The 19533-nt window shown below is 53.5% G+C and carries 19 protein-coding genes; all 19 read right to left on the bottom strand.

Going from position 1 to position 19533, the window contains the following annotated elements; all coding sequences use genetic code 11:
• Nucleotides 1-21: 21 nt before the first annotated feature.
• On the bottom strand, nt 22-606 hold the full coding sequence (locus tag MKZ79_RS12935; protein ID WP_336142721.1) for a hypothetical protein: 585 nt from the start codon (nt 604-606) through the stop codon (nt 22-24).
• A 50-nt stretch (nt 607-656) separates the two neighbouring features.
• Nucleotides 657-1442: a lysozyme inhibitor LprI family protein gene (locus MKZ79_RS12930; RefSeq protein WP_336142720.1), complete on the bottom strand. Its 786-nt coding sequence runs from the start codon at nt 1440-1442 to the stop codon at nt 657-659.
• Nucleotides 1443-1467: 25 nt separating this feature from the next.
• Nucleotides 1468-2325 (bottom strand): hypothetical protein, encoded by an 858-nt coding sequence (locus tag MKZ79_RS12925; RefSeq protein ID WP_336142719.1) that lies wholly within the window; start codon nt 2323-2325, stop codon nt 1468-1470.
• Nucleotides 2326-2331: 6 nt separating this feature from the next.
• Entirely contained in the window at nt 2332-2904 is a 573-nt protein-coding gene (locus MKZ79_RS12920; RefSeq protein WP_336142718.1) for a hypothetical protein, read from the bottom strand.
• 12 nt (nt 2905-2916) lie between these two features.
• On the bottom strand, nt 2917-3777 hold the full coding sequence (locus MKZ79_RS12915; protein ID WP_336142717.1) for an N-acetylmuramidase family protein: 861 nt from the start codon (nt 3775-3777) through the stop codon (nt 2917-2919).
• 220 nt (nt 3778-3997) lie between these two features.
• On the bottom strand, nt 3998-4399 hold the full coding sequence (locus tag MKZ79_RS12910) for a lysozyme inhibitor LprI family protein (protein WP_336142715.1): 402 nt from the start codon (nt 4397-4399) through the stop codon (nt 3998-4000).
• A gap of 289 nt (nt 4400-4688) precedes the next feature.
• Nucleotides 4689-5411, bottom strand: a complete 723-nt coding sequence (locus MKZ79_RS12905) for a hypothetical protein (RefSeq protein ID WP_336142714.1) — start codon at nt 5409-5411, stop codon at nt 4689-4691.
• 18 nt (nt 5412-5429) lie between these two features.
• The gene (locus MKZ79_RS12900) at nt 5430-5861 is read right to left on the bottom strand and encodes a DUF5675 family protein (RefSeq protein ID WP_336142713.1); all 432 of its coding nucleotides are present in this window, start codon (nt 5859-5861) and stop codon (nt 5430-5432) included.
• Between the two features lie 59 nt (nt 5862-5920).
• Nucleotides 5921-6403, bottom strand: coding sequence for an Hcp family type VI secretion system effector (locus tag MKZ79_RS12895; protein ID WP_336142712.1), 483 nt, complete (start codon nt 6401-6403; stop codon nt 5921-5923).
• A gap of 548 nt (nt 6404-6951) precedes the next feature.
• Nucleotides 6952-8445, bottom strand: coding sequence for a type VI secretion system contractile sheath large subunit (gene tssC, locus MKZ79_RS12890; RefSeq protein ID WP_336142711.1), 1494 nt, complete (start codon nt 8443-8445; stop codon nt 6952-6954).
• A complete protein-coding gene (gene tssB, locus MKZ79_RS12885) occupies nt 8445-8969 on the bottom strand; it encodes a type VI secretion system contractile sheath small subunit (protein WP_336142710.1) in 525 nt (174 codons plus the stop codon). The genes tssC and tssB overlap by 1 nt, the downstream gene beginning before the upstream one ends.
• A gap of 78 nt (nt 8970-9047) precedes the next feature.
• Entirely contained in the window at nt 9048-10055 is a 1008-nt protein-coding gene (gene tssA / locus MKZ79_RS12880) for a type VI secretion system protein TssA (RefSeq protein WP_336142708.1), read from the bottom strand.
• Between the two features lie 9 nt (nt 10056-10064).
• Nucleotides 10065-10763 (bottom strand): type VI secretion system-associated protein TagF, encoded by a 699-nt coding sequence (tagF, locus tag MKZ79_RS12875; protein WP_336142707.1) that lies wholly within the window; start codon nt 10761-10763, stop codon nt 10065-10067.
• 14 nt (nt 10764-10777) lie between these two features.
• A complete protein-coding gene (gene tssM, locus MKZ79_RS12870) occupies nt 10778-14374 on the bottom strand; it encodes a type VI secretion system membrane subunit TssM (protein ID WP_336142706.1) in 3597 nt (1198 codons plus the stop codon).
• Nucleotides 14375-14377: 3 nt separating this feature from the next.
• Nucleotides 14378-15595, bottom strand: a complete 1218-nt coding sequence (locus MKZ79_RS12865) for a DotU family type VI secretion system protein (protein WP_336142705.1) — start codon at nt 15593-15595, stop codon at nt 14378-14380.
• 17 nt (nt 15596-15612) lie between these two features.
• Entirely contained in the window at nt 15613-16953 is a 1341-nt protein-coding gene (gene tssK, locus MKZ79_RS12860; RefSeq protein WP_336142704.1) for a type VI secretion system baseplate subunit TssK, read from the bottom strand.
• 19 nt (nt 16954-16972) lie between these two features.
• Entirely contained in the window at nt 16973-17470 is a 498-nt protein-coding gene (gene tssJ, locus MKZ79_RS12855; protein ID WP_442897155.1) for a type VI secretion system lipoprotein TssJ, read from the bottom strand.
• 21 nt (nt 17471-17491) lie between these two features.
• A complete protein-coding gene (locus tag MKZ79_RS12850) occupies nt 17492-17989 on the bottom strand; it encodes an SH3 domain-containing protein (RefSeq protein WP_336142702.1) in 498 nt (165 codons plus the stop codon).
• Between the two features lie 854 nt (nt 17990-18843).
• On the bottom strand, nt 18844-19524 hold the full coding sequence (yjjG, locus tag MKZ79_RS12845; protein ID WP_336142701.1) for a pyrimidine 5'-nucleotidase: 681 nt from the start codon (nt 19522-19524) through the stop codon (nt 18844-18846).
• Nucleotides 19525-19533 lie beyond the last annotated feature (9 nt).

The following is a 19533-nucleotide window of genomic DNA, read 5'->3' as shown; positions in this document are numbered from 1 at the left end:
GTCGACAGTTTTTAAATAAGGTTATGGCTTAAGCGTGCCATCTACGCTGGCAAAACTGCCTGGCGCGGCGTAAAAGCGGCGGATTTTCGGCACGCTGTCCAGCTCTGCATCGTTAACTCTTTTGGTTAGCGCTTTATCCACTACCAGTGAGCGAGTCTGCGGATCGTAAGCCAGCACCACCGCCACCAGCGAAGTTTCTACCAGCGTGGTGGCGGTATAAATCATGGCAATTTTGAGTTCGCTGTCATCCGGCCGCGAAATAACGCCGACGCTGGTGACATCTTCACAGGCTTCGCCGTCAAACTGCGCAAAACCGATGGTCGGCGTCAGGCTGGCTACGGTTTTGCCGTCGCGCGACCAGCCAATAAAGCAGGCGTTCATATCGGCTCTGAGCAGACCTTTGCCCGGCACCAGCACGCCCAGCAGCTGGCCACTGTCCCGCACGGCAAAGGTCTGCTGGCCGGAAGGCTCTGCGCCAGCGATATCCAGCGACAAGGCTTTTTCCGCAAGCGAAGGCGCAAAGGCATCCGCATCTACCGCCGCCAGATGCGGGCTGGCCGCGGCAAGTGGGGTCAATAAAGCGAGAGAGAGTACAACGCGTTTCATGCTGTGTTTCCGGTAGTGGCAATCATAAAAGATCGCTGCCTGCCAAAGAATTAATAGTATTGGCTGAGAAAATTAATACGGTCGGACATGCTTTTATAAAGACACTGGCTGTTTGTTTGGCAGGCTGCCCGCTCTTTTATCCATAGTCGCTGGGCACTGATAACCTGTTTAAGTTCGTGCTTATTATCATTCTGTTTTAATTGCTGTATGGCGGCGCTATAAGCTTCTTTAACGCTTTTATCCCATGCGGCCAAATCATAAGAGCGGCAAATAGCCTGTTCGTCTTCCTGTTGCGCTTTGCGGCAGTCAAAAGCAGGTAAAGGCAGATCGTCGGTAACTCTTTTAAGCGTCAGGATGCTGCTCATATTGCCAGAGACCAGTAGAGTATTTTGGTCGGCCAGTACCAGCCAGGGCTTAATATTGGCACCTTCGTCAGCAAAACTGCCCTGTTTGCAATTTAACATCAGCGGCATGACCCGCTGAATGCCCGGAAAAGCCAGGCCGTAATCTTTAGCTACAGGTTTGACAGGCTCTGTTTGACGATCGCCTTCGGTCAGCGCAACCAGTTCATCCAGACTTAAATTCGGCCCGCTGCTGACTTCTGGCGCTTTACACGTCGACAGATTGCTCATAGGCGTACTAATCTCTGTCTGGCTTATGACCACACGGCGGCCAACAAGATAAGGATCGTCCGGTACGCCGTAATGACTACTTTGAATCCACTCATCAATGCCGACATGCGTAACCTGCCAACTGCCGTTAAGCGTTGGCGGCAGCGGCGCGGCCAGAGAGCGGCCGACAGTGAAGGCCGTAAGAAGCATCATTATGCGGCGCATTCTGTTTCCTTACTGACTGAGAAAATTAACCAGCCTTACCCGGCAGTAAGAGCGTAAAATTTCCCTCTACCGGATCGTCTTTATCGCTGATCATCTGTTTGCTTTTTTGATCGACATAGACGCTGAATAAGCGGGGTTGCGTTTCCGGATCGCCAGGGCAATCGCCGCCGTGCTTTTCCACTATATCAACCAGATCCACACCGGGTTCGGCATTCTTAGTTAGCAGGTAATTAACGCACGCCGCGTTGGGAACTAGCTTATGCGCCTTAATCACCTCTTCTACCTGTAACAGTGAGCTATCTTCTGTTGGTAGCTGCTCTACGCTATTGCTCGCGTACTGCTGATAAAGTCGCCTGAGGCTGCCAAGCGTGCTCGCACCCTGCGAGCCAATTTTTTCCGTTAGCGTTTGGTCAAGAGTCAGCTTTTGCTGCTGTTTGTCTATGGCGAAAATCACGGATTCCATTAATGAAGTGTTGGGTGACTGCGCCTTATAGATAACCCCGATAATGACTTGTTCCGCTCCCTCTGGCGACAAAACGCCAACGGTTACCGTTCCGTTACAAGCTTCAGCCTCCCAACGATCTTTTCCTATGGTCGGAATTGTTACATCGATATTATCTGCTGCTGTCGCCCAACTGATAAGGCAGATACCGCTATTCTGCTCGCTAAAGCCCTGCCCGCTAATAAAAGTGCCGATTTTCTTTTCGTCTGTATAGAGACCAAAGCTTTGCTTAGCCACCGGAGCCGCATTATTAATGCCTGATTTTTCTCCGGCTTCGTAAAGAGATTTTTGGTAAGGGCTAATATCAACGGGTTTTAATGCAGTATCAGCATAGGTAAAAAAGGACGCGCAAAAAGCAAAGAGTAAAACAGAATTTTTCATCTTGTATTATTTATTGTCATTGACCAGCTTTTGATACTCTTTGCGCATAGAAGCAAGGTCTTTAACATAAGAGTTTTGGAAGTGTTCAGTGGTATCTTTATCGTAAAAAATGTCTTCATCATCTTTTACACCTAAGACTACATAGTCTTGCGAATACTGGCCTCGAACATCAACTTTATAAATAACAGCGATCTTTACATTTTTATCATCTGACCGCGACAGAATACCGACAGCCTGAACTTTATCACAGTCTACAGTTTCCCAATCATCAGCCCCCATCGTTTGCATAAAGAATGCATCGGGACGATGACCCGCTGACCATCCGATAAAACAAACGGGATGCACATCTCGTAACCAGCCTTTTCCCTGGACTAATGTTCCTAACTTTTTATTGTTAGTAAAAATATCGAACGTTTGCGTGGTATCAATTTTAACATTTGATAATCCTGTACTTGAAGCCTTCTCAGTCACAAAATCGTTAAAGCTGTTTGAGTCGATTTTTTTTAACGTTGTACCCGCGACAGAAAAAGCGCTACTTATTGACAATACTGCTCCCACAAAAAAATTGATAGCTTTCATAATAACCCTTAGTTAATGATGCAATGCATAATTGTAGTTAGCTGCCATCTGTGTATCGTAATGTTTTTCTTTATAACCAGAGCCATTATAGTAATAAGAAAATTTTGCCCAATTTTTGGTTCTGATTGCATTCAATAATACAGGTGTATTGGATATGTGGTTTACAAATGCATAAACCTGACCGGTAATTGTATTCATTCCTTCAACGAATTTTTCTATGCTTTCGTATCCGGCTGTTTTATAGTTATTTCCCATTATTTGAAAAGCCCCCCATGAAGCAGACTTGAGCGCAGCCTGACGGTCAAGCGCTATGGCTTTATTCAGTCTGTCATACTGTATGCTAAATTTTCCATAATGCTGGTAACGCGGTCCAGAAATTTCAGGGTGAGACTTATCGTACTTCCCATTGGTTAAGGAACTAAAATAGTGTCGTTCATAAAGAATCGTTGGGCGCCGTTGCGCGTCGAAAGCGCCAGTGACTTTAGATTCTGTAATAACTACAGCCTTTACTGCAGCCACCTCACAGTTAAGTGCTTTTGCGGCACTTAGGTACATTTCCTCAGTTAATTCCTGAACGTCCGTGTTGAAATTTAATTTTATCGGTTTAACTGTATTTGAATGATGATGTAAATTACGCATTGTTGGCCCATGAGGGGAAACAATGCCATCAGGATTAGATAATCTTACTACTTTTCTTTGAAAGTCTTTTATCCTTTCGATAGTTTTTGGTCCAATCAAGCCATCAACATTCAATTCATCACCTGGATTGGTAATGAGTTTGTTACTGTTAAGTAATAACTGAACTGTTTTCACATCCCGATATTTATTTATCTTTCCATAGCCTACAGCCTGGCTTATTCTGATTGTGCTCACCAAAGACTCCTGTATCAGAATTGATTATTTAATCAAAACTTATCTTTATTAACCCTATCCGTCGGAAAGGTTAAATAAAAACATTAAGCTTCTTTATTCTCTTTGACGCCCCGCTAACGTATCTTCTACGCCTTTACCGCCGAAAAGTCCGTGCGAAAATGTTATTACCATCTATACTAGCGTGTTGGCGTAAAATAACCCCTTCGAGATTCGATATTAATCAATCATAAGGGATTTCTTTAAGTTCATTGCTTCTTTGCGCATCCAGTTTTGCAATGCAATTATTGGTAAACACTGCATAAGGGTTACTCTTTTCTGCAGCGACATGTGCAAACATTTTACATTGATTATCACGATATTTTAACCAGCCACGCTGAGCATCCAAAAACACAGGAAGATAGGCTTTTTTTACTTCTGGCTCGTCAGAGAATGTTGTCTCAATACGTTTCTTTGCTTCTGAGTATTCTTTATTTAACTCTTTCTCAGCTACAACGCGGTTGTTTTCAGAACAGGCAAAAACTTCAGAATCGCTGGTTTTTTTTGAGCAATCATCCATAGCCAGGGCAGTACCACTCAATGCAAAGAAGCCAATCGCCGCTATAGCTAACACTTTCTTTTTCATATTATTTACGCATTATCGGTCTTTTCCAGGGTAGTTAACCCTTCGATGTTCGCCGTCATAACTGTGCACATGAGCGTTGGTTTCGATAAAATTAATCAGCGTGCCATAATCATTGGTCATGCACGGCTTGGTAGCTTTTGATTGTATCGGGCGTTTTCGGCTCAAGCACCTACAGGCACACTTCATCAATGTCCAGCGCACGGCTATCCCTTAATGAAAATTTAACCTTAAAAACTTGTTAGTCTATCCGCAAGTCATTTTCATTAAGGGGGGCATATAGGCATAAGCGCTAATTAACCATATCTAAATTTTCCATCTTAACATATCCCTTTGTCGCAGATTGCGAATTTGGCTGAGAGGCATCATACAGGGAAACATAAACCCATTTATCATCAATAGTTTTAATTCTAACTAGCGGCTGAGATACCGGTTTATCAGTAACAACATCACTCTTTTCATCAGGCTTTGACTTCAGATAAACATTTTCGTGCCCATCTTTTATCGTGAACATAACCGCATATGGCTCTGGATCACAGCCTGATTTCAGCTCTAATTTTTTTATGTCAAAATCACTTTCTGAATCAGGCTTAAAGGAATCAAATTTAGCATAATTTTTCTTGCTGTCGCACTCAGCAATGACTAACTCATCAGAGATAACTAACATTCCGTGTTGCTCGGTGTGTCCTTCCTTAAACTTAAAAAATTCTTCAGGAGTATTTTTGAAATTACTCTTAATGAAATTTTCCGCCTCTTTAACTTTAAAATAATCTTTTACTCCACTTTTTCCTTTAGTATCGTAAAGAAAATATGTGCGATTATCCTTCCCATCCGTTTCGAAGAAACGCATCATAACAAGTGGTGGCCTGGGCTTTCCTTCGTCACTCCACTGCGGAAACCAGTAGGCTTGCAACACGCCAGTTATATTTTTTTGCGTGGTAGCAAAAGCACTCGCACCAAAGAAAATTGTACATAATGAAACCAAAACAGTTATTAATAGCGTTATTTTTTTCATAACCTGCTCCTTAAAGACTTACTCGTACTGTGAACTTATTATCACTTTGAAGTTTTCAATTCCATTTTTTTGCAAGAATAGCTTTAACTCTTTTAGTTTACCAACGCTTCCTCCAACAAAATCAACCGCTTTTGAACTGCCAATTAAAAGGCATCCATCAGTATGCTGCGGTTTATTTCCATTATGTATTAACACATAGCGTGTTACAGGGACAGCAGAATTATATAACAATGGAACAGGACTATATGCTTTGATTGAACCTTTAGCCGTTTGATGCCATTTAAGATTATAAACGCCTTCCGGGATTCTTAATCTTTGATTGGGTGTCGTTGTATCAGGCCCGGGTCTTTCTAACATATAACCGGAAATTTTTGTCCCCGGAATACTATAACGGGATATCGTTGAGTTTTGGGTTTGTTGTATCCTTTTAACCAGAATTATTCCTTTCACGAGCTAATCCTTATAAATCAAATTAATGCAATCCCCTCAACAAGGGGATTGCGACAGTATTAAGCTTCTTTATTCTCTTTGATGTTCCAGCCAGCGCTGCTTTCTGCGCCTTTGCCGCCGGAAGAACTCTGCTCCCAGTACTGCTGCTTCACTTTAGAAGCCTGGAAAGAGTAGCTCATGCCCACGGTGTCGCCGTTGTCTGCGCCAACGTATTGTACGTTAGTCACCAGCACGTCTTCCAGCGTGATGCGGGTGTACTCAACCTGAGTGCCGCCAGCTTTGCAGATAGACAGCTCTACTTTGGTGATGTGCTTACCGCTTGCGCAGTTCTTCAGCAGCGCGGTAGTAGATTTGTCGATCAGCGCTTCAACGTGCAGGTCGTTGAAGTTCACTTTACCGGCACCGCCGCCGCCGCCAACGGACATGTTGCCTGGCTGAGAAGCGCCCCAGGAGAAAGAAGTGATATCAGTCCAGCCAGTGTGGTTGGAATCTTTCGATTCGCCGGTCACACCGTCAACTTTCATAAACATATCAATAGCCATTATTTTTTACTCTTTATTGATTTAACATTTTGCTTTTTAAAGCAGCGACAGACAAAAAGGAAAAATCCTTTTTGCCTTTTCCCGAACATCCTTTAACAGATCGTCCAGAAATTCCTGAACCCACCGTCTGCCTTTCTCACTTTTTACGCGTCAGAATAGTACGCACAAAAGTTAAAATGCGTTTTACAGACAGCGTATTCGACTATAAATTAGAGCGAATGCAGCATCACGTCAGACTAAAAGGAAAATTACTCAATAATGATAAAGGCATTTTTAGCATTACTCAGCGTTGTGTTATTAGCCATATGCGTGTACGCCCTTTTCGATATCATTAGCGGTGTTTGGCTTGTAGCGCGTTATGAACATTTCGATGAAAGAAATTTAAGCTTAATAGGTGGTAAATTGCTTTTCACCACGCTCTGTATTGGCCTTTTTTTCCTGACGAGAAAGGCGGCAAGAAAAAAAAGCTGATCTGTTTCTATAGCTAACCAATATCGTGCATAACACGCTAAAATGAGGGGCAGAATAGCGCCCCTCATTTTTACGCCTTAAGCCTCATCACTCTTCAGTGAAGGCAGCTTAGAGACCAGGCGTAGCGACACGGTCAATCCTTCCAGCTGATAGTGTGGACGCAGGAAGAATTTCGCAGCGTAGTAGCCCGGATTGTCTTCCAGCTCTTCCACCAGCACCTCGGCGGAAGCCAGCGGCTTGCGGGATTTGGTTTCCTGCGAGGAGTTGGCCGGATCGCCGTCCACGTAGTTCATCACCCAGTCGTTCAGCCAGCGCTCCATCTCTTCGCGCTCGCGGAAGGAACCGATCTTGTCGCGCACGATGCACTTCAGGTAGTGCGCGAAGCGGCAGCAGGCGAACAGGTACGGCAGGCGCGCGGCCAGACGTGCGTTGGCGGTGGCGTCCGGATCGTGGTATTCGGTCGGCTTCTGCAGCGACTGCGCGCCGATAAAGGCGGCGAAGTCGGAGTTTTTACGGTGCACCAGCGGCATAAAGCCGCTTTTCGCCAGCTCGGCTTCGCGGCGGTCGCTGATGGCGATTTCGGTCGGGCACTTCATATCCACGCCGCCGTCGTCGCTTGGGAAAGTGTGGCAAGGCAGGTTTTCCACCGCGCCGCCAGATTCCACGCCGCGAATCGACGTACACCAGCCGAACTCTTTAAAGGAGCGGTTGATATTGGCGGCCATCGCGTAAGCGGCGTTCGCCCAGGTGTAGTTGCTGTGGTTCGCGCCTTCGGTCTCTTCTTCAAAGTCGAAGCTGTCCACCGGATTGCTGCGGATGCCGTAAGGCAGACGCGACAGGAAGCGCGGCATCACCAGACCCAGATAGCGCGCGTCTTCGGACTCGCGCAGGCTGCGCCAGGCGGCGTATTCGCTGTTCTGGAAGATTTTGGTCAGGTCGCGTGGATTAGCCAGCTCCTGCCAGGATTCCATCTGCATCACTTCCGGCGCGGTACCGGTGATAAACGGGCAGTGCGAGGCGGCGCCGATACGCGCCATCTCGCCTAACAGCTCCACGTCCTGCGGGCTGTGGTCGAAGTAGTAGTCGCCAACCAGGCAGCCGAACGGCTCGCCGCCGAACTGGCCATACTCTTCTTCATAGATTTTTTTGAAGATGGGGCTTTGATCCCAGCCGACGCCTTTATAGCGCTTCAGCGTGCGGCCAAGTTCTTTCTTCGAGATGCTCATAAAGCGGATTTTCAGCATCTCGTCGGTTTCGGAGTTGTTCACCAGATGGCTCAGACCGCGCCATGCGCCTTCCAGCTGCTGGAACTCTTCATGGTGGATAATCTGGTTAACCTGCTTTGACAGCTTCTCGTCAATCTCGGCGATCAGCGCCTGGATAGTGCGATAAGCATCGTCGGAAGCGGTGACGGTGTTTTCCAGCGCCTGCTGCGCCAGGGTTTTTACCGCGCTTTCTACCGCGGAGCGGGCGGAATCGGTTTTTGGACGAAACTCTTTATTCAGCAGCGAGCTGAACTCGTCCTGGCTCCAGGCCTGCTGCTGGCTCTGCTGTTCGAACTGATTGCTCATCAGGCCTCTCCTTCTTTAGCCGCGTCGTCCTGCTTCGGCAGATGGCTCAGGGACTTCAGCAGCGTTGGATCCTGAAGGATTTTAGCGATCAGCTCTTCCGCACCGTTTTTGCCGTCCATATAGGTCAGCAGATTGGAAAGCTGGGTACGCGCGTCCAGCAGCTTGCTCAGCGGCTCTACGTTGCGCGCCACGGCGTCCGGCGAGAAATCTTCCATGCTGTTAAAGGTCAGGTCGATATTCAGGTTGCCTTCGCCGGTCAGGGTATTTTGCGCCTGGAAAGCCACGCGAGGCTTCAGCGCCTTCATGCGCTCGTCGAAGTTGTCGACGTCAATATCCATAAATTTGCGTTCGTCGACCGGCGGCAGATTGTCAACCGGCTTGCCGACCAGATCGGCCATCACGCCCATCACAAACGGCAGCTCGATTTTGCGTTCTGCGCCGTAGATCTCCACGTCATACTCGATCTGTACGCGCGGCGCGCGGTTACGGGCGATGAATTTCTGCCCGCTGGATTTACCTGACATAATGTTCTCCAAAGGTAGGCGTGGTTAAAATGAGTGCCGCGCGGTAAATACGTCCGCGCGTCGAAGGAGTCAGTCGTCTTAGTCGCGACGGCCGAAGATATTTTCCAGTTGGTGTACGCCGTCCGGCGCGAGATCGCGGATAATGCTCATAAAATCCATTTCGATCATGCGCTGCACGCGGTCGATCATCAGCGGCGCCGGGTGGCTTGGCTCATGCTGTACAAAGTACTGTTTCACCTTTTCCAGCATCAGCTGCGCGTCGGCGCGCGATTCCGGCTGAACGCTGCGCCAGTCGGTATGTGTCGCTCTGAGCGGCTGCGCTACCGGCGCGCTTTCCGTCTCTTCGCTGCGGCTTTCCGGCATCAGCGTGCTGAGGTCGGTTATTTCGCAGGCCTGCGCCACGGTATTAACCATTTTCAACAGCTGCTCCATTTCCGGCACGCCGCTTTCGCCCAGATGTTCACTCAGGGTTTCGCGGATTGTTTGTAACCGCTCACTTATACTGAGGATAGCGACAATGCCCGGCTGTTCGCCGCGTGCCAGCTCGTCCATCAGCCGTGCGCGGCCGCCAGGAAACTCTTCGCACTCGCTTTTGCTGCCGTCCAGCAAGGCGCAGGCATCACGCAGCGAAAGGACGTCGGAGGCATTGCGCAGCAGCGGAGCCTGACGCAAAGCGGTAGTAAGCGCTGACTTATCGCTTAAAGCCGCCAGCGCATTGATACGATAGAACGGGTCATAGTCGCCGTCGTCGGTCAGCACCGGCCACAGCGGCTCCCAGTACAGCAGCAGCGACTGCTTAATCAGCTGTAGACCGTCGGCATAGCCGCTTAAGCCGCGTAGCTGGGTCCACGCCTGCGTCAGCGCCAGCATTACGCGCAGATCTTTGGTGCGCGTCAGCAGGCTGCTCGCCAGCTTCTCGACTTTGTTCCAGTCCGCCGGTTCGGCAGGAATAATGGTGTCGCCGAACTGCTGCTCCGCTTTGCCCGCGCTGGCCTGCTCCATCGCCATGTAGTCGGCATCATATTCCAGGTTTTCCCCGCACGGCTGGTCGTTGCCGATCGGGGCGAGTAGCGCATCAAGATTCATCGAAGTTCCTTACTCAAACATCGGCGGATAGAGGCCGTGACGGCCCGGCTTCGCGCCAGCGCCCGGATCGAACAGCATGGCGAACAGCTGTCCGGTGAAGTTGCCGCTGTGCACATGGGTATAAAGCGGGTTGCCGTCAGCCTGATTCGTCCACCAGAAGCTGGTGTAGTGCTGCGGATCGAAGCTGTCCGAGACGCGTCGCCAGCTCAGCGTGCTCGGTCTTTCCTGATAGCCGATTACTTCCAGGATCTCTGACTGCTTCGGCTGCGCGACCGGCGGCAAAGGCAGCGACAGCAGCGCCTGATCCAGTTCTGCGGCGGACCAGGCTTCGCGAACCGCGGTCAGCAGAATACGGCCAAGCCGCTGATACCAGTCACCCGCCGTCGCCAGCTGCTGCTGCGTCCAGTGAGAAGGCGAAAAGGTTACCAGTGCGCAAAGCGGATAAAGGCGGCCAACGTTATCGCGCGAGGGCAGCAGGCAGCCCATCTGGATCTGTTGGCTACCCAGCATGGGCGGCACCACGAAATTCCATACCGGCGCGTCGGCAAACTGGCGCTCATCCTGCCTTTCGCTCTCCTGACGATGCAGCAAGCCGACCTGAAACCAGTTCGACCACTGCTGCAACAGCGCTTCCGGAAAGCGGCGTTTTAAAAAGTCGCCGCCGCTCGGCAGTTTTCCATACCAGCAAGGCGCGGGCGTCTGGCTCATGTTGTTTTCCATGGTCATGGGCAGGCGAAACCGGGCAGCTGGAACGGGTTACGAATGCTGTTCGGCGTGAATTCCAGCGTGACGTGATGGCCGCTGACGTTAAATGAAGCCTGGCGGCTCAGGCTGCTGCCGCCCGGCGAAAGCTGCGCGCGATCGAAGAAACGGTTCAGCGCCCAGGCGCCGTTGGTGACCAGCGTCGCCGTAGTGCCGTTGGCCAGCCCAAGCTGCATACGCACCTGGCTGGTGCCGCCGGGGCCGGGCCAGCTCATCAGCTGTACCGCCTGCGGGCCGTGGCTGTATTGCAGCAGCTGACCGTCAACGTCCAGCGTCATGGTCAGAATATCGTTATCCATCTGCCCGGTGCGCACCGTCACGCGGTACGAAGGCGTGGTCGCGCCGTTGGCAAAAAAGGCGTCGCGAATGCTCTGCGCCTGCTGAAAAGGCCGCAGCACGCTTTCGCCGCCCGGCAGCGTCTTGCCGTCGATGCCTGGCATAAAGCGCCAGCTGGCCTGAGTGGTGTCGACTTTGTTCGCCAGGTTGTCGCGGAAAAAGCTGTCCATCAGGCCGCTGCCCGGCGCAAACATCCGCGCCAGATCGTCCGGCGTAACTTCCGTGCGGGCAGAGCGCGTCAGCGGATAGCGTCCGGCGATCGCCTGGCGGCAGAAGCTGCCGACTTCAACGTTGATGCGCTTGCGGATATTGTCCATATCGCGACGTTGCGTATCGCTGCTGGCGCCCACCGCCATACTGGTGAACATGTTCTGCAATGAACCGGGCAGTCGTCCCGCGCTGGCCTGCAGTCGGCTAATCGCCTCGCTGGCCGGCGGCGGCATCCCGCTGTTGGCGGCGTCCTGTACCGCCGTCAGATAGCGATAGAGGTCGTCGATCTGGTGCAGAAAGTCGTCAAAAGCGATGGTTTTGCCGCCCTTCTCCAGCGGCTCCGCCAGTTCGGTAATCGGCGCAAAGTGAGCGGTTACTGACTGCTCCGGCGTTTGTGGCTGTGCTGCCGCCGTAGCCGCCTGGCGAGAGTGGAACAGCGCTTCCAGCGTGCCGCTGGCGCTCTCCTTGTTCTCCTCGCCCTCTTTTTGCGCTTCCGGCGCGGCCTTATCCAGCACCAGATAGTGGCTGAGATTTATCACCAGCTTGCGCAGCGGGGAATTGTTGCTGGAGAGCAAGCGCGCGGCGTTGATACGCTGTGAAAGATCCGCGCTGTTGTTCAGCTGGATATCCTGCAGCAGCCCGTCCCACTGACGCATATAGTCGCTCATATAGAGCTGGCGCACCGCGTAATCGGTCTGCTGACGGTTCTCATCCTGCGTTGCGCTATCCAGTACCCATCGATCGTCGTCGTGCAGCGATTTGGTCACCGCCGCGATATTTTTATCGAAGCTGTTCCAGTAGCCATCCGGCGTAAAGAGTCCCGGGATGCCGTCGCTAATCGATTTGCCGCTTTTGCGCGAGAAGACCAGCTCGCTCTGCGGGCCGCCCAGCATAGCCAGCGAAACCGGCTTCAGGCTTTCGTCTCTTTCCAGCAGGCGTTTCAGGCGACCGTAGACGCGCTGCGAGAGCGGCATCTGATTAATCAGCGCCTGCTCGCGCTTGATCAGCGCCTCATCTTTCGCATAAGGCGAAGCCTGAATCTGCGTTTCCAGCAGCTGCGCCAGATGCCAGTCGAGTTGTTTGATCTGCGCCTGGGTCACGTTCTGCGGCTGGTTGCGCGCAATATTCAGCATGACCCAGGCATGCAGGAACTTGCCGTCGTAGCGCTTCGGCTGATAGAGCATCCGGTACGCCTTCAGCGCCTCGTAGCTGTAGTCCGCATCGCTGCCGTTATCGTTGCGCAGCCAGCCGGTAATCAGCTGCGCTACCTGCGGCATCAGCAGCTGCTTCAGCGATTTTTGATAGAGCGACTGGGTGGCGTCGCTGACCTCTTCGCCGCGATACAGCCCCATACGGCGCGTGATCGGCGGATGATTAAGGTCAAAAGCTTCGCTTTCCGGCAGGTGCAGCACGCCGTTCAGATAAGGCAGCAGCGTATAGAGATCGGCGCTCTGCAGATTCTGGCCCAGCGCGGCAACCTGCGGCACTTTAGCCTGCACTTCCGCCAGATAGGCTTTGTTGTTGCCGTAGCTGGTGCTCCACAGCAGCGTGGCGATAATCAGCGCGCTGGCCAGCAGAATATAGCCAGACCAGAGCACCGCGCGGTTGCGTAGCTCCCACCAGCGGTTGCTGCCCGCCAGTCCCGCTTCCTGGAAGATAACGTTTTGCAGCAGATCCTTCAGGAAGAAGCTTTGGCCTTTATTACCGGGGATCGGCGCGGCTTTATCCACTTTGTCCCAGGCGCCGCTATGGCTCTCTTCGTTTTGCGGCAGCTGTAAGGTGCGGCTCAGCTCGCCCATGACGCGGTCAAACGGCAGGCCTTCCTGCGTGCCGCTGGCAAACCAGATACCGCGCGGCGAAAACTGGGTTTCAAAGTTGGAGCGGCTGAAGACCGTTTCCAGATAGTCGTTAAGCAGCGGGCGCAGCGCCGCAAACTCCTGCGGGAAGAGATAGCTTTCCGCGCGGGTTTTGGCGTCGCTCTCCTGCATCAGCGTATCGGGCAGGCCAGCATCCAGCCGCTGCTGCAGCAGCGCATATTCCTGGGTAAAGGCGCTGAGCAGATCGAAATCGGCCTGCTTTGCGCGCTCCCACGGAAAGGTGAAGCCCCAGACCTGGTCGCGCTGTGCCTTGTCGAACTTGCTGAAGTAAGCGCGAAAGCCTTTCAGCAGATCGGTTTTGGTTACCAGCACGTAAACCGGGAAGCGAATGCCCAACTGCTCGTGCAGCTCCATCAGGCGCTGGCGCAGCGAGAGCGCCTGTTGACGCGACGCTTCCGCCGACTGGGTCAGCAGATCGGAAACGCTGACGGTGACGATAACGCCATTGACCGGTTGACGGCCGCGATACTTCCGCAGCAGGCCGATAAATTTATTCCACTCGCTGGCGTCCTGCAGCTGTTCACTCTCCTGGGTGGTATAGCGGCCCGCCGTATCCAGCAGCACGGCTTCGTTGGTAAACCACCAGTCGCAGTTGCGCGTGCCGCCGATACCGCGCAGCGCCGCCTTGCCGAAACGCTCGGCCAGCGGAAATTGCAGGCCGGAGTTGACCAGCGCGGTGGTTTTGCCCGCGCCCGGCGCGCCGATAATCACGTACCAGGGAAGCTGATAGAGATACTGGCGGCTGAAGCGCTGCGTCCAGCGACGGTTGCCCGCGCGGCTGAAATGCGCTTTCTTCAGCATCTCCGACGCTTCGGTAAAGCGTTCCGCCAGCACTTTGTCTTCGCTGCTCAGGCGCTTGACGTTCGGGTCATTCTCATCCGGCGTGGTATTCAGGCTGCCCATCAGCTTGCGGTTGAGCCAGGCGTTATAGAGCCGTGGCACCACGTTACTCAATCCCCAGGCAATATAGAGCAGCGCGATGCTGATCTGGCGGTTGACTTCCGGCTCCAGCGGCCGGGAATCGACGATCGAGAAAACCGGCCCGATCACCCAGATAATGAACGACAGCGCGGTGATGCCGATAAAGCCCCACATCAGCCGGTTGGTCATAATGGCGAACAGAATATTCATCATCCGTTAATTTCCTTGCTGCGACGTCAGTTCCGCGCGGGTGTTATCGGGAGAAACCAGCAGCGTGATATCGACACGACGATTGCGCGCGCGATTGGCGGCAGTGGTGTTCGGCACCAGCGGATTAGTTTCGCCGCGCCCTTCTGCCTTCACGCGCGCCGGCTGGCTTAGCGTCTGCTGCAGCCGTTCCTGGACTGATTTGGCGCGCGCCAGCGACAGCTCGTAGTTAGAGGCGAAGCGAGCGCTGCGGATCGGCACGTTATCGCTGTAGCCAATCACCAGAATGCGGCCGCTGACGTTGTTCATCGCCTGAGCGATACGATCCAGCACCTCCTCGTAGCGGCCGCGCACGGCGGTGGAGCCGGAAGTGAACAGGCCATCGCCTTTCAGCGTCACCACGCTTTGATCCGCTTCGTCTCTTACCGACACCAGACCCTCATCAATTTCCGGCTTCAGGAAAGCTTTCAGGTTCAGCGCGGCGGGCGCTGGCGGCGCAGGATTGTGAATGGTCACTTCCGGCAGCGGCGTTTGATACACCGCCGCCAGCACCGGACTGGTAGCGTCGCCGAGCCGCCAGTTCAGCAGGATATAAAGCAGACAGGCCAGAAAGCCCACCAGCGCGGCGCAGGCCCACAGCGGCACCACGGGACGCCAGAGCCTGCGCGTCACCGGATGATCTTCCGGGTGCGCGGAGAGCGGCAGCGCATAGCCGCCGCGCACTGAACGGATCATCTGCAGCAGACGGCTTTTAATGGTTTCCAGCTGCGAGCGGCCGTTGTCCAGCACGCGATAGCGCCCTTCAAAACCAAGCTGCAGACAGTAGTTAATCAGCTCCAGCAGCGCGATCTGCTCACGCGGGTTTTGCGAAAGTTTGGCCAGCAGCTGGAAGAACTTTTCGCCGCCCCAGGTTTCGTTATGAAAGGTTACCAGCAATCCCTGGCCCGGCCAGGCAGCGCTGCCCCACGGCGTCAATGCTGCCGCCTCGTCGATAGCGGTACAGAGGCAGTAGCGCGCGCCGATAATCACTTCATAAGGCAGTCCGGCGCGCTGGCAATGCATTTCGAACTGGCGCATCTCGTCGATCAGACGCTGGCGCAGCCCGGCCGGATCGGCGTGGGTGACCGAATGGCGGATCTGCGGGATGGCGTTCAGTAAAGGATTTGCTGCCGCGACCAACGGGTTAACGCTGCCTGCGCTCTGTGCGGCGGCCTGTCGTTGCTGCATGGTTGTCGCTCCTGACGTCAGGCTGAATGACTACGAATGGCCCAGAACTCCATCACCAGGCCGGGAAAATCGCCGGCCAGATGGAGCGCGAAAGTGCCGGATTTTTCCATTTCCTGCCAGAGCTCGCTGCCCTTATCCAGTTCGAAATAGCTGTAGCCGGCGTGCCACGGCAGCTGCGGCGGCGCCACGGAGAGCGCGCGCAGAATCATGCCCGGCAGCTGAAGCTGCACCAGATCGCGGATTTTCGTCACCGGCGCGACTTTCATCTGCGCCGGGAAATGGGTCAGCAGCGTATCTGCCGGCACGTTAGCGCGTACCGCCAGGACAAAGCCGAACTCGCGCGCCATCGAGCCAGAAGGAAGCGTGGCGACGTTAAGCCCGTGCGAGCGTTCGGTGAGCGGCAGCTGGATGGCGTTCTCCTCCAGCACCAGCGACAGCCCCTGACGCAGCATCAGCATCAGCTGACCGAAGCAGCGGCCCAGGTCGTCGTGATCGTAAACCGGCAGCGAAGCGTCGGGAAAACGCTGCGGCGTCCAGGTCGTCAGCTCGCAGGCGAACGCCAGCCAGTCGGCGAACAGCTGTTCGGGATGCAGGAGCGGCAGGTTTTTAAGATGGCTGGCCTGGCCGAGATAGTGATTCACCCGCGACAGCAGCATAAAGTCGACCATATCGGCGGTATTGAGACGGCCCGGCTGCTGCAGCCGCTGACCGATCTGCTGGCTGCGCTGTTGCAGCAGGCCCGGCATATCGTTGAGATAGTCGTAAAGCTGCGGGCTGGCGCTACAGTTGAGCATCGGCGGAATATAGTCGTTCTCCAGCCGCACCTGATTGCCGCGCTTCTCGGTCACTTTCACCACCGCCATCGCCGTCCACTCGGCGGAAAGCTCGCTTTCGGGCATCAGGCGCAGGCGCAGCTTGCCGAACTGAACGGCGGCCGGGCTGACCGCCAGCGCGTTGCAGTCGTCCACTTCCCGTTCAAAGGTGAGGTAGCGCGCCAGCGAATCGGCGGCCTCTTCGAAAATCACCTCTTCGCGGCCGTTGCGGCGCGCGGGCAGCGCCAGCACGATTTTTTCGCTGCCCTGGCTCTCCTGGATGGCCAACGGCGGCGGGCCGTCGCGCCCGTCGCGGAACGAGAAAAAGGTGCCGTCAGGCAGCAGCCCGCTGGCTGAGCTCAGCGCTATTTTCCCCTGGCGCAGCATCGCCTCGTCGATTTCACAGTCCAGAAAACCCCACAGGTAAGGCCGCTGAGCCTGCGCCTGGTTAATCAGCAGACTCTGCTGATAGCTTTCCGCCTGCTGGAAATGGTGCGGACGCAGGAACATGCCTTCGGTCCAGACCACTTTTTCTGCTTTGTTCATAAAGGCTTCCGTATTGGCATCAGTGAGTCACGGCGAGAAGTCCGCTGTCGTTGGCGATAAGGTCGGCCTGTAGCTCGCTGTCGGTTTGTCGCCAGGCGGCGCTGGTCGCATCCGCGCTAACGGGAAGCGGCAGCGCAAGGCGCCACTTTTTGCCGTCAAGCGCCTGATATTCCGCCAGCACGCCGATATAGCGAGCCTCGGCGGGAAGTTGTCCACGCAGGGTTTGGTTGCCTTTACCAGGCATCAGAAAGAGTTGTTCGCTGTTTAACAGCGCGCCGCCCAGCAGCGCAGTGGTTTTGTTTTGCAGCGAATAAAAATCGGCAGACATGAAATCGGCGTCCGATCTCAGCAGCAGCACGCGAACCTTCAGCGGTGCGCCGTTGTTGAGCTGCGGAGGATGTTGAAACGCCAGGCTGTAGTGCGAAGGTACGCTGTGCGAAGAGCAGCCCGCCAGCACGCTAAGTGCGGTCAGGAAAAGCGCCTGAAGGCTCAGGCGCAAAAAGTTTCTGTTCATAATGACTGGCCGTTGGCCCGTTTATTAATCGATGACCCAGGTACCGCTGTTGCTGTTCTGACAGGCTTTGCTGTCGCCATCAACCGCAACGCAGGTTTTTTTCGCCGGCGCGCGAACGCGTTTGCGGCGGGCATCCGCTTTCAGGGTTTTGTCGTACAGATCGCTTTTCACTACGGCGCGCAGCGGCACGTAGCCGATCAGCTGCTCTTCGCCCTGTTCGGCGATGGCGAACCAGTTGTTCTCCACCGTTCCCAGCACGGTATAAGGTTTGCCGTTTTCCAGATGACTCACCAGCTTGCCGCCGAAGTCGGGACGCGTCATGACCGAAGCCGCGTAAAGCGCGCGGTACTCTTCGTTGAGCGGCGTAAAGGTTTGCGGCGGCTGCACTGCATGGCGATAGGTCAGCTTAACCCCGTCAACGGTGCTGGAGACGATGGTGTCGTCGGTCATCGGCGGAGGCGGCGCTTTACATCCCGCAACCGTCAGAACAAAAAGCAGGCTTAGTGCAATTCGAATTTTCACCCGGGTCCTCATGATATTTTTGTTGAAATAGCTTGTATGGAAAGGCATGTCGGCTGGCCGTCAGGCACAGCGGAAAAGGCTCTGCTCTCCGCTGGTCGCGCCAGCCGCATCAATAGCAGCCGGAACGGGATTGCGACCGGATTCATTAATAAAACAGTCGCGCGGCATTTGCCTGCGTCAGGCTTACGAGACGCCATTAGCAGGTTAATTAGTAAACTTTGTGATTCTTTTTCCCGCAGCCCTGTCAGCAGGCACTTTTCGGATTGCGATAGTTGGCCGGCAACGCGCGGAAAAAAAGCAACGTGGAGGCTCTTTTTTTCAGATTTTCTTTATTGATTATCCGCAGTCATTACAGGGACAAGAAAATGCTAACCCCATTAAAGTACTCAGGTTTATCAAAGAAGATCGCCACCATAGCTACCGCACGGGCCAGTGCTGAAGCAGGCTGCCCGTGTAAAATACCAACGCTGGCGGTTTTTTTTCGGCAAGTTTACAGAGTCTTTCCAATTATTCAACGTCCTGCACTGGCACGATGAAACTTAAGAAAGCCTTATGCGAAAAAAATAAAGTAAATTCTGCCTGAATGGCGCGCATTTCATGGAAAGTTTCCGAATTTAGTGACGAAAGCTTAACCTGTTTATTGGAATTGGTTACTAAAAAACAATGAGGTAATAACTAAATATTATATGTTGGCAGCCAGGGCTGGCCCTGAACTTTGGTATAGTGCCGCGAAGTAATTTCGGGATGAAAATAAAAAAAAGAATATATCGCCTTTTCCCTTAACAGGAGGATAAAGGCGATTGAAAGGCAGATAATTTGCCTTATGTCAGCGAAAAGATCCGTAAAAGGCAAACTTAAGCGGTCAGAATATCTTCCAGTTCACGCAGGGTGGAAACCTGCCAGGTCGGGGTAATACCCTCAGGAAGCGGACGGTTATCGGCATTCAGCCAGCAGGTCGCCAGCCCCGCGCGCATCCCGCCCAGGATATCAGAATCCGGATTGTCGCCCACCATCATGACCCGCTCGCGCGGCGGATTGCCCATTTTTTCCAGCGCGTGTTCGAATATCGCCAGATGCGGCTTGGCGTGACCAACCTGCTCGGAGATCACCAGCAGATCGAAATATTCCAGAAAGCCGGTACGCTCCAGACGAATCTGCTGCAGCGCCGTAAAGCCGTTGGTGATGATGCCCATCTTCACTTTGCCTTTCAGGCTGTTGAGCAGATTCACCGCGCCAGCCAGCGGCAGACAGAGTTCGGCCATCGCGCCAAGAAAACCGCTGTTGAGATCGTGCGGCGTCACGTTCAGCCTGTCGGCCCAGCCCTGAAAGCGCTGGTGCTGTAGCTGCATCGCGGTGATGGCGCCGTTCTGGTATTCCACCCACAGCGGCTTGTTAATGGCCTGATATTCCTGATAATCATCCGGCGAGAACACCACGTCATACTGTTGAAAGAGGCGCTGCAAACCGGCATACGCGTCAAAGTGAAACAGCGTGTCGTCAGCGTCAAACAAAATCCAGTCCCACTCTGTAAGCATGATTGCCCC

This window comes from Erwinia sp. CGal63 (genome assembly GCF_037026505.1).
In the GTDB taxonomy this organism is placed as follows: domain Bacteria; phylum Pseudomonadota; class Gammaproteobacteria; order Enterobacterales; family Enterobacteriaceae; genus Erwinia.
The sequence above is the reverse complement of the archived record's forward strand: the minus strand, read 5'-3'. Positions and strand labels throughout refer to the sequence as shown.

Excerpts from the sequence above, each read along its gene's own strand:
- MKZ79_RS12935 (WP_336142721.1), bottom strand. The coding sequence starts at position 606 with ATGAAACGCGTTGTACTCTCTCTCGCTTTATTGACCCCACTTGCCGCG.
- MKZ79_RS12930 (WP_336142720.1), bottom strand. The coding sequence starts at position 1,442 with ATGCGCCGCATAATGATGCTTCTTACGGCCTTCACTGTCGGCCGCTCT.
- MKZ79_RS12925 (WP_336142719.1), bottom strand. The coding sequence starts at position 2,325 with ATGAAAAATTCTGTTTTACTCTTTGCTTTTTGCGCGTCCTTTTTTACC.
- MKZ79_RS12920 (WP_336142718.1), bottom strand. The coding sequence starts at position 2,904 with ATGAAAGCTATCAATTTTTTTGTGGGAGCAGTATTGTCAATAAGTAGC.
- MKZ79_RS12910 (WP_336142715.1), bottom strand. The coding sequence starts at position 4,399 with ATGAAAAAGAAAGTGTTAGCTATAGCGGCGATTGGCTTCTTTGCATTG.
- MKZ79_RS12905 (WP_336142714.1), bottom strand. The coding sequence starts at position 5,411 with ATGAAAAAAATAACGCTATTAATAACTGTTTTGGTTTCATTATGTACA.
- MKZ79_RS12895 (WP_336142712.1), bottom strand. The coding sequence starts at position 6,403 with ATGGCTATTGATATGTTTATGAAAGTTGACGGTGTGACCGGCGAATCG.
- tssC (WP_336142711.1), bottom strand. The coding sequence starts at position 8,445 with ATGAGCAATCAGTTCGAACAGCAGAGCCAGCAGCAGGCCTGGAGCCAG.
- tssB (WP_336142710.1), bottom strand. The coding sequence starts at position 8,969 with ATGTCAGGTAAATCCAGCGGGCAGAAATTCATCGCCCGTAACCGCGCG.
- tssA (WP_336142708.1), bottom strand. The coding sequence starts at position 10,055 with ATGAATCTTGATGCGCTACTCGCCCCGATCGGCAACGACCAGCCGTGC.
- tagF (WP_336142707.1), bottom strand. The coding sequence starts at position 10,763 with ATGAGCCAGACGCCCGCGCCTTGCTGGTATGGAAAACTGCCGAGCGGC.
- tssM (WP_336142706.1), bottom strand. The coding sequence starts at position 14,374 with ATGATGAATATTCTGTTCGCCATTATGACCAACCGGCTGATGTGGGGC.
- MKZ79_RS12865 (WP_336142705.1), bottom strand. The coding sequence starts at position 15,595 with ATGCAGCAACGACAGGCCGCCGCACAGAGCGCAGGCAGCGTTAACCCG.
- tssK (WP_336142704.1), bottom strand. The coding sequence starts at position 16,953 with ATGAACAAAGCAGAAAAAGTGGTCTGGACCGAAGGCATGTTCCTGCGT.
- yjjG (WP_336142701.1), bottom strand. The coding sequence starts at position 19,524 with ATGCTTACAGAGTGGGACTGGATTTTGTTTGACGCTGACGACACGCTG.